Consider the following 10,262-nt stretch of genomic DNA (forward strand, 5'->3'; position numbering starts at 1 on the left):
AAAAGACCTAGATTAGAATTCTAATCTAAGTCTCTTTCACTACTTAGTACTAATAACGATATTGTTGTTCTTGTCTGTATCAGCAACAAGATTGTTAGTTTCTGGATGATTCAAGAAGTAGTCGGCCGTTTGGTCTTCTAACTGTTCTTGAATTACTCGTCGAAGCGGACGGGCACCCATTGACGGATTGTAACCGAGTTCGACAATTTTTGCTTTGGCCGATTTGGAAACATCAATGTGAACGTTTCTTGACGCTAACATGTTATTCATATCTTTAATCATCAGATCGACAATTTGATTTAAGTTATTCTTAGAAAGCTGGTTGAATTCGACGATGTCATCAAAACGATTGAGAAATTCAGGTTTGAAATAAAGTCCTAATTTATCCATCACAGAATGAGTTTTACCAGTTGCTTCTGGTGTAAACCCAACGCTTGCTTCGGCATTGCTTCCGGCGTTACTAGTCATAATGATGACAGTGTCCTTAAAGGAAACCGTTCGACCTTGTGAGTCAGTCAAACGACCGTCATCTAAGATTTGTAAGAATGTGTGAAGAACGTCTGGATGAGCTTTTTCAACTTCATCTAACAGAATCAAGCTGTAAGGATTACGACGGACTTTTTCGGTTAATTGGCCAGCTTCATCGTATCCAACGTAGCCAGGCGGTGAACCAATCAATTTAGCAACTGATTGTGGTTCACGATACTCTGACATGTCAAATCGAATCATTGAATCTTCGGATCCAAATAATTCTTTGGCAAGTTGTTTAGCCATCTCAGTCTTACCAATCCCAGTGGATCCAACGAATAGGAATGAACCAATCGGACGACCGCTACCATTAAAACCAATTCGATTTCGTTTAATGGCTTTAGCAACAGAATCAACAGCCTTGTCCTGTCCGATCACATGTTGCTTTAAATTTGGAGCTAAGTCCTTTAATTGTTGTTGTTCTTTGGTTTGTAGTTCTCCAACTGGGATATTGGTCATTTCTTCAACAACTTGTTGCATATCCTTTTCAGTAACGGTGTTGTGTTTCTCACTTGTAGCACCCTTATCCTTATTTTGATGAAGTCGTTTGATCTTATCACGGTAGTAAGCGGCTTGTTCGTAGTCTTCTTTATCTAAAGCCGTCTTCTTTTCGTTTTCAGCACTGTCAATCTCTTTGTCAATTGTTTTTGGATCAACAATGTTTAAAGTTAAATTCTTTCTGGAACCAGTTTCATCAAGTAAATCAATTGCCTTGTCCGGAAGGTAACGATCACTGATATAACGATCGGAAAGGGTAGCTGCCGCTTTCACTGCTTGCTCGGTATACTTGACTAGATGATAGTTTTCATAACGATTTTGTAGACCCTTTAGAATCTTGATGGACTGATCAACCGTTGGTTCTTTGACCATGATTGGTTGAAGTCGTCTTGAAAGAGCAGAGTCTTTTTCAATGTCACGGTATTCTTTTAGGGTGGTTGCTCCAATTAATTGAAAGTCCCCACGAGCAAGAGCGGGTTTTAAGACGTTACCTGCGTCCATGCCACCTTCAGCATTACCTGCACCCATGATTTCATGAATTTCATCAATGAATAAGATGATGTTACGGTTTGACTGAACCTCTTTAATTAATTGTTGCATTCGTTTTTCAAATTGACCACGAATACCTGTGCCTTGAACCATTGAAACCATGTCTAATTGAATTACCTGTTTGTTTTGAAGTTTTTCTGGAACAGTACCATCAGCAATTTTTTGAGCGAGACCCTCAACGATTGCTGTTTTTCCAACTCCGGCTTCACCAATCAAGACTGGGTTATTCTTGCCTCTACGATTTAAAACTTCGATTGCTCGAGCCGTTTCTTTATCACGACCGATTACTGGGTCAAGTTTTCCGGCTTTAGCTTTTTTAGTTAAATCAGTTCCGTAAGTTGAAAGAATTGATTTTGAACCATTTCGGCCGTTGCCGCGTCCACTTTGTGGTGGAACTTGATAATCATTGACTTGGCCATTTTGCATGGCACGAAGAAAGTCATCTAGACTACCAAATCCGTATGAACCTTGTCCTTCCATAGTTTAAGCCTCCTTTTGCTTAACTAAATTGTCAGACGAAAGTCTGACCTTTATTGACCATTCATGAATATTATACGCACTAATAACATTCAATCAAGTATTTTGACTGATCTAGAAATTATTTTAATGTGGTAACATTGAAACCGATTAGGAGGCAATAATTATGGATAAAAACGAAAATGACTTTACCGGACTCTTAAACCAATTAAAGGATGGAAAAATCAAATATTTGACGGTTGAACCAAAGGATTTTCCGAAATTTCAGCAGGCTTTTATGAGCTTTCCAACACGGAAAAGAATCGTAGGGAAAGCCAGCGAAAAGGGCATTTTAACCTATCATTATTCGTCTGAAAATTAGCGTCATAACAATTATGTAAGCGATTTATGATAATTACTTGTTTTTTAGATGATAAATTGATATTCTTAAACTGTAAATAGAGTTAAATAAACGATTAAAGGAGTGCGTTCATTATGGAGAAACGTCAATTCAAAATCACGGCAGAAACTGGCATTCATGCTCGTCCAGCAACTTTGTTAGTTCAGACCGCTAGCAAATTTGATTCAAATATTAGTCTTGAATATGGTGATAAATCTGTAAACTTAAAATCAATCATGGGTGTTATGTCATTAGGAGTTGGCCAAGGTGCTGATATTACTATTTCAGCCGATGGTGACGATGCTAAAGAAGCCCTTGATGCAATTGCTAAAACCATGAAAGATGAAGGATTGATCGACTAATATGACTACCTTTAAGGGTATTGGTGTTAGTGATGGGATCGCATTTGGAAAAGCTTATTGTTTAACTAAACCAGATTTAACTTTTAATAAAGAAGCCTTTTTGGGTATAGACGAAGAAAAAGCACGCCTTAAAAAAACGTTTCAAGATACCAAAACTACTATTATAAAAATCAAACAAAGTAATAGAGTTGAAATGGCTGAGAAATATCTTGATATTTTAGATTTTTATTTAGAAGTTTTATCTGATCCAGAGTTGATTAATGAGGTTAAAAGAGTCATAACAGAAGAAAAAAAGAATGCTGCATTTGCATTGAATCGTGTATTCAATCAATATGCAGCTATTTTTTTGAATATGAATGATCCGTATTTAAGGGAACGGGTTCATGATATTGAAGATATCAGAGACCAGCTTTTGGGACGTCTACTTGGCGTCGATACTCCCGATCTATCACTTATTAACCAGCCAGTTATTATTGTTGCTAATTCCATTTCTCCAACTCAGATTGCACAAGTTCAAAAGAAAAATATTAAAGGGATTGTTACAGCTGTTGGAACCAAGAATTCTCATGCAGCCATTATATCTAGAAGTATGGACGTTCCAGCTGTACTAGGGTTGCAGGACAGCCTAAATCATTTAAAAAATGATGAACAATTGATTGTTGACGGAAGTAGTGGAAACGTTATTGAAAGTCCCAATTCAGATGAAATCGAGAAATTCCAGACAAAGCTTGAAAAATTTAGAAAACAAAAAAGGTCATGGGAAAAGTTCAAGGGCCAATCGACCAAGACATTAGATGAGCACCCTCTGCTATTGGGGGCTAATGTTAGTAACGAAAATGAAGTTGATAATGCTTTAGAAGTTGGGGCTGATTCAATTGGATTATTTCGTACCGAATACATTTACATGGATTCTGACCATCTCCCGAGCGAAGACGAACAATTTTTGATGTACAAAAACATTGTTTCAAAAGTAAAAGGAAAGCAGTTAACTTTTAGGACAATGGATGTTGGTGGAGATAAACTAGTTAATTATTTGCCTAATATTTCCCATAATGAGACGAATCCCTTTCTTGGCTATCGTGCCATTCGTTATAGTTTAGGTGAAAGCAAGGTTTTTCGCACTCAAATCAGGGCACTCCTTAGATCTTCATCTTATGGACCAATTCGGATCATGTTTCCTATGATATCAACGGTCTCAGAGCTGGATCAGGTTCTTTCGATTTACACTGAAGAACGCCAGAATTTGATTGATAAAGGAGTTAAACTTGGAGATGTTCAATTAGGAACGATGATTGAAGTTCCGGCGGCAGCAATTATGATTGATAAGATCATTTCAAGAGTAGATTTTGTAAGTATTGGCACTAATGATCTAGTTCAGTACACGGTTGCCGTTGATCGTTTAAATGAGCGTGTCTCCTATTTGTACCAAGCTTGTGATCCAGCCGTGCTTCGTTTAATTGAAAGGGTCGTTAGGATCGTTCATAGCGCTTCTAAGACCGTGGGTGTTTGTGGTGAGGTTGCGTGTGATCCACAAGTGATTCCTTTTTTGATTGGGTTAGGAGTGGATGAATTATCAGCCACTCCAACTCAAATTTTAAAAACTAAAGCATACATTAGTAAAATTAATTCGAAATCAGCAAGTAAGTTAGCTGATAGTGTCATTAAAAATGCAGATACCACTAGTGACGTTAATAAGATGATTGATGACTTTATCTCTAAGATGCCAGAGTAGATGGTTTACTTAGGTTTGAGTAGTTAGGCACAAAGTTGCAAACCATGCGGGAAACCCATATAATTACATTTGTTTAACGTTAAAGAGAGAGGGGAAAACAACGTGAATATTGGTTTGTTTACAGATACTTATTTTCCACAAGTTAGCGGAGTTGCTACGTCAATCAAAACGTTAAAAGATGAGTTAGAAAGGCGTGGAAATCATGTCTATATTTTTACTACAACTGATCCTAACGTTGAAAAAAATGATGACGATGAAAAAGACATTTACCGTTTTTCAAGTGTTCCCTTTATTTCTTTTACCGAAAGAAGAATCGCCGTCAGAGGAATATTTCAGGCTTATCAAATTGCTAAGCAATTAAAATTAGATATCGTTCATACCCAAACTGAATTTTCACTTGGAATTATCGGGAAGTTCGTTGCTAAAAATTTGAATATTCCTTGTATTCACACTTATCACACAATGTATGAAGATTATTTGCACTATGTTGCTAACGGCAAATTATTAAAACCAGTGCACGTAAAAGAAATGATGTTAGCTTTTTGCCATCACATGGACGGTGTGGTGGCACCAAGTAAGCGTGTCTTGGACAAGCTTACTGATTATGGGGTTAAGAGTCCCATTCGAATTATTCCAACTGGGATTGACGTTAAGCATTATGAAGAAAATGACCATGTTGATATTAGAAAAAAATTAGGCATTAGTGATGAGACCCCATTGATGGTTTCCGTTAGTCGAGTTGCGTATGAAAAAAACATCTCCGAAATGATCGATGCACTACCTAAAATTTTGGATCAAGTTCCAAATGCTATGCTTGTAATTGTGGGTGAAGGACCTGCCGAAGATGATTTAATGAAGCAAGTGTCTGACATGAAACTTAACGACCATGTTATTTTCACCGGGGAAATTAATAATAATCATGTCAATGATTATTATCGAATGGCAGATGTTTTTGTTTCTACGTCTAATTCTGAGTCTCAGGGGTTAACGTACATTGAAGCAGTTGCTGCTGGCACCAAAGTTGTCGTTGCAAGAAGTCCGTACACCGATGACTTAATTGATGATAAATCAATTGGAATGACGTTTGAGTCAGAAGAAAGGTTTGTTTCTGAAACGGTGGATTATTTGCAACACCGAGGTGAATACCCCGATTCCGAAAATGTCCGTGAAGAGAAATTACACGAAATTTCAGCTGAGTATTTTGTGGATCAGATGTTGAGCTTTTATGATGATACAATCAAAGAGTTTGATCGAACTAAAGCTAAGCAAACTAACACATCTGACTGAGGAGTTTTGTTGATGTTAAAGATCGATATGTTTTCAACTGCTGACAAAGTAAAAGGTCAAGGAGTTGGTAGTGCATACATTGAGTTAATTAAGATGTTAAAGAAACATTTTCCAAACGAGTTTGACATTGAGATTAATAAATTTAATCAAGCGAACATTAGTCATTATCACACCATTAATCCAACGTTTTATTTGTCTACATTTTCAAAAAAAATGGGACGAAAGATTGGATACGTTCATTTTTTGCCGGAAACGCTTGAGGGGAGTTTAAAAATTCCTACTCCATTTCGACAAATTTTTTATAAGTATGTAATTGCCTTTTATAAACGGATGGATCATATTGTCGTTGTAAATCCAACTTTTATACCTAAACTTGAAAAATATGGGATTGATAAAAAGAAAATTACATATATTCCAAATTTTGTAAGTAAAAAAGAATTTTATCCGGTTTCAAAGAGCCAGAAAGAAGCTCTTAGAAGTAGTTATGGTTATCAAACAAAACGGTTTACGGTGCTCGGAACCGGTCAAGTTCAGACCAGAAAGGGCGTTCTTGATTTTGGTAAATTAGCAATGCAAAATCCAAACGTTCAATTTGTTTGGGCAGGAGGATTTTCATTTGGAAAAATGACAGCTGGATATTCTGAGTTGAAAGAATTGGTTGATAATCCACCTCAAAACCTGAGTTTTCCCGGAATCGTTGATCGTAAAGAATTAGTAAATTATTATAATATGGCTGATTTATTTCTTTTACCGTCGTATAATGAGTTATTCCCGATGTCAGTCTTAGAGGCATTCTCGTGTGGAATTCCTGTTATGTTGCGGGATTTATCCCTTTATAAAAAAATTATTGACGGGTATTACATTTCAGCAAATAATGAGGCTGAAATGGATAAAAAACTTAAGATGTTGTTAAATGATCCTAAGCTTCTGAAAGCATATGCTGAAAAATCACTTAAAGCATCTGATTATTATTCCGAGGATCATCTAGCCAAGATTTGGCATGATTTTTATTTTGACCAGGCGAAAAAGGGGTAATTGAATGTCCAGGAGAAATAAAGTCTCACTACTTATCATGATTGCCCTTGGATTACTTATTTCATGGTATGCAGCTAGAGACATTAAGTTTAGCGTTCTTATAAGAGATATTGTTGAGATTAATCCATGGTGGTTATTAGTTGCTTTAGGGTGCATTTTGCTTTATTTTGCTCTTGAATCCGTGATTACTTACATGTTAGTTCGAAATAGTGATCCTAATTTTACTTTTCGGGATGCAATCCGGGTACCTTTAGTGGAGCAACTTTTTAATGGGATCACTCCGTTTTCATCTGGTGGTCAGCCGGCTCAACTATTTGTTTTAATTCAATCGGGAGTTGATGGTGGTCGGGCTAGTTCTGCACTACTTATGAAGTTTGTTGTTTACCAAGCCATGATAGTAATTAATTTTTTTATTGCGTTAATAATCGGTTTTAACTACGTTATTGATAAAATGCACGCTCTGGCATGGTTTGTTGTGTTCGGATTTGGAATTCACATGTTTGTGATCGTCTCACTACTTATGATCATGTATTGGCATTCATTTACTAAAAAATTTGTTAATATTTGTATCAAACCAGTGAAATGGTTTGTAAAAGATGCTACATTTTATAAGTTAGTAAATACATTAAATAAGAAGATTGATAACTTTTATAAAGAGAGTGTGAGAATTGGTCACCAAGGGAAGTTGATGGCTAAAATATTCATAATCACTTTTTTTCAATTGCTTTTTTATTACTTAATTCCCTACTTTATTATGCTTTCGTTAGGTTATACCAATGCTAATGTGGTAATGGTAACCAGTCTCCACATTTTGATTGTGATGATTATCTCGATTTTTCCCATTCCTGGAGGAGCAGGTGGAGCTGAGTATAGCTTTGAGATGATTTTTAGAAGTTATATTACTAATGGAAGTAAGCTAGTACTTGCGATGATCCTGTGGCGGATTCTTACGTATTACTTAGGTTTGATTTTGGGAGCCTTTGCCCTCGTGATGAAGCCAAGTAAAAAGGCACAAAAGAATAGGAAAATACTTAAAAGCGAAAGTCATAAGAGTTTTGGAGGAAACTAGAATGTCTCGAATATTAAAAAGCATTCGTAATTTTTTTAATACTACTATCGGTTTCTTCGTGCTGGTAGTCGTTTTATATTGGATAACTACTTTGGTTGTTTATAACGTCGACTTTAGTTTGGGTGTTAAGGGTGGCATGCAAACCTTTTTGATGATTGTTAATCCAATTCCATCAGGACTGCTCTTGTTTGGGATTGCTTTATACTTTCGCGGCAAGCTTTCTTATTGGCTGATGCTGATAATTGATTTTCTACAGTCGACTTGGATGTTTGCTAATGTTTTATATTATCGAGAATTCTCTGACTTCTTGTCAATTGGTATTATTAAAGGAACCGGAGACGTCCAAAATAATTTGGGCAAGAGTATGATGGAAATTCTTCATCCAACGGATTTTTTGATTTATTTGGATGTTGTGGTTTTAATCTTACTATTAGTCTTCAGGATTATTAAAATTGATTACCGTCCCTTTAAGTATCGCTATGCCATTGGAATTACTTTACTTTCGATTTTGCTTATGGGGGGAGAATATTCTCTTGCTAATTCGGATCGGAGTGGTCTTTTAACTCGGACGTTTGATAATAATTATATCGTTAAGTATTTAGGCTTAAATGAATACGCTGCTTTTAATGCATATCAAACTCACCAAGAGAGTTCTACGCGAGCAAAGGCGAAAGCTTCAGATTTGAATAGTGTCAAGAAATTTATTAATCAACATCAGACGTATCCAAGCGTTAAATATTTTGGGAAAGAAAAGGGTAAAAACGTTTTTATTATTCATTTGGAGAGTTTTCAACAGTTCTTAATCAACTATAAAGTTGATGGACAGGAAGTTACTCCGAATATTAATAAGTTTTATAGTGATAAGCATACGATTTCGTTTGATAACTTTTACCATCAAGTTGCTCAAGGTAAGACTTCAGATGCTGAAATGATGCTTGAAAATTCATTGTATGGATTGCCCCAGGGATCTGCGATGGTTACTTATGGTTCGCAGAATACTTTCCAGGCGGCTCCAGCAATTTTAGACCAAAAGGGTTATTCGACGGCTGTCTTTCATGGAGATGTTCCGAGCTTTTGGAATAGAGATAATACTTATAAGTCTTGGGGATATCAGTACTTCTTCGATAGCAACTACTATAAGAAGAAACCTTCGTATAATGTTGGATATGGAATGAAAGATAAGATTATGTTTAAAGATTCAGTTCCTTATCTTGAAAAGCTACCACAGCCGTTTTATGCCAAAATTATCACTTTGACTAATCATTATCCTTATGAATTAGATAAACAAAATGTTTCTTTTCCTGCTCTTAAAACGGGGGATAGTACCGTTGATCCTTATGTCCAAACGGCTCATTATTTAGATCAATCTTTTGGTGAGTTTGAAGCATATCTAAAAGCAACGGGATTAATGAAGAATAGTGTCATTGTTTTATACGGTGACCATTATGGGATTTCTAATAATCATCGTCCTGCAATTGCTAAGATGTTAGGTAAAAAGTCGGTTAATAACTATGATTTGGCTAACTTTCAGAAGGTGCCATTTATGATCCATGCTGATAATTTGGATGGGCACGTTGATCATACTTATGGTGGAGAAATCGATGTCTTACCAACGCTGCTTCATTTATTAGGAATTAAGAATGATGATATGATCCAGTTTGGACATGATTTGTTGGGGAATAATCCTAATCAAATTGTTCCATTTAGGGATGGAGATTTTGTAACTCCTAAATACACTAAGGTTGGGGGAACAATCTATGATTCTAAGACTGGTCAAGTTATTAAGCCGAATAAGCAACAACAACAGGAAGTAGATGGAATTCAGAACTATGTAACTAGTGATTTGTCTCTTTCTGATAGAGTTATCTATGGTGATTTACTTCGTTTCTATCATCCTAAAGGATTTAAGCCTGTGGATCGAAAAGACTATAATTATAAGCCGAAGAATGCAATGGAACAGTTGGATAAGGCTGACAAAGAACGTAAAACTGATCTAATTGATCAGAATGGTGGCAAATCCACGGTTCCGATGTATCATACTGATGCTCCTGAACTAAAATAATTAGAAAAAGCATTTAGATAAAGATCTAAGTGCTTTTTTTGTAAAAAAGTCTTGACGTAATTTTGTTTCCTTGGTATAGTAGTTCTTGTCGTTAAGTGCGCCAAAACAATTTGGTTAAAATTAGTCAAACTTTTCTATTGACAATAAATTAACCACATGGTATATTATTACATGCGGCGTTGAGATACAATAAGACGACGTTGCGTCAGAGTAGATCTTTGAAAACTGAACAAGATTTTGATTACAAGTGTAAGGTAATTTTAAGTTGTAGAACTTAAAATTAA

Annotated in this window: 8 protein-coding genes; 7 read left to right on the forward strand and 1 reads right to left on the reverse strand. The window is 36.0% G+C overall.

The window, feature by feature from the left end:
• Nucleotides 1–39: 39 nt before the first annotated feature.
• A complete protein-coding gene (locus tag AC6UD4_RS01935) occupies nucleotides 40–2,055 on the reverse strand; it encodes an ATP-dependent Clp protease ATP-binding subunit (protein ID WP_500693596.1) in 2,016 nt (671 codons plus the stop codon).
• A gap of 163 nt (nucleotides 2,056–2,218) precedes the next feature.
• On the opposite strand from AC6UD4_RS01935, the gene ykzS reads away from it, so the two are divergent.
• The 7 genes from ykzS (at nucleotide 2,219) to AC6UD4_RS01970 (ending at nucleotide 9,978) form a co-directional block, all read left to right on the forward strand.
• A complete protein-coding gene (ykzS, locus tag AC6UD4_RS01940) occupies nucleotides 2,219–2,413 on the forward strand; it encodes a protein YkzS (RefSeq protein ID WP_500693597.1) in 195 nt (64 codons plus the stop codon).
• Between the two features lie 113 nt (nucleotides 2,414–2,526).
• Complete coding sequence (locus AC6UD4_RS01945) at nucleotides 2,527–2,793, forward strand: phosphocarrier protein HPr (RefSeq protein ID WP_500693598.1); 267 nt, start codon at nucleotides 2,527–2,529, stop codon at nucleotides 2,791–2,793.
• A 1-nt stretch (nucleotide 2,794) separates the two neighbouring features.
• Nucleotides 2,795–4,525: a phosphoenolpyruvate--protein phosphotransferase gene (ptsP, locus tag AC6UD4_RS01950; RefSeq protein WP_500693599.1), complete on the forward strand. Its 1,731-nt coding sequence runs from the start codon at nucleotides 2,795–2,797 to the stop codon at nucleotides 4,523–4,525.
• A gap of 102 nt (nucleotides 4,526–4,627) precedes the next feature.
• Complete coding sequence (locus tag AC6UD4_RS01955; protein ID WP_500693600.1) at nucleotides 4,628–5,812, forward strand: glycosyltransferase family 4 protein; 1,185 nt, start codon at nucleotides 4,628–4,630, stop codon at nucleotides 5,810–5,812.
• A 12-nt stretch (nucleotides 5,813–5,824) separates the two neighbouring features.
• Nucleotides 5,825–6,847 (forward strand): glycosyltransferase family 4 protein, encoded by a 1,023-nt coding sequence (locus AC6UD4_RS01960; RefSeq protein WP_500693601.1) that lies wholly within the window; start codon nucleotides 5,825–5,827, stop codon nucleotides 6,845–6,847.
• 4 nt (nucleotides 6,848–6,851) lie between these two features.
• Nucleotides 6,852–7,916, forward strand: coding sequence for a lysylphosphatidylglycerol synthase transmembrane domain-containing protein (locus tag AC6UD4_RS01965; protein ID WP_500693602.1), 1,065 nt, complete (start codon nucleotides 6,852–6,854; stop codon nucleotides 7,914–7,916).
• Nucleotide 7,917: 1 nt separating this feature from the next.
• A complete protein-coding gene (locus AC6UD4_RS01970; protein WP_500693603.1) occupies nucleotides 7,918–9,978 on the forward strand; it encodes an LTA synthase family protein in 2,061 nt (686 codons plus the stop codon).
• Nucleotides 9,979–10,262 lie beyond the last annotated feature (284 nt).

The organism is Fructilactobacillus sp. X3R5C2, assembly GCF_059901175.1.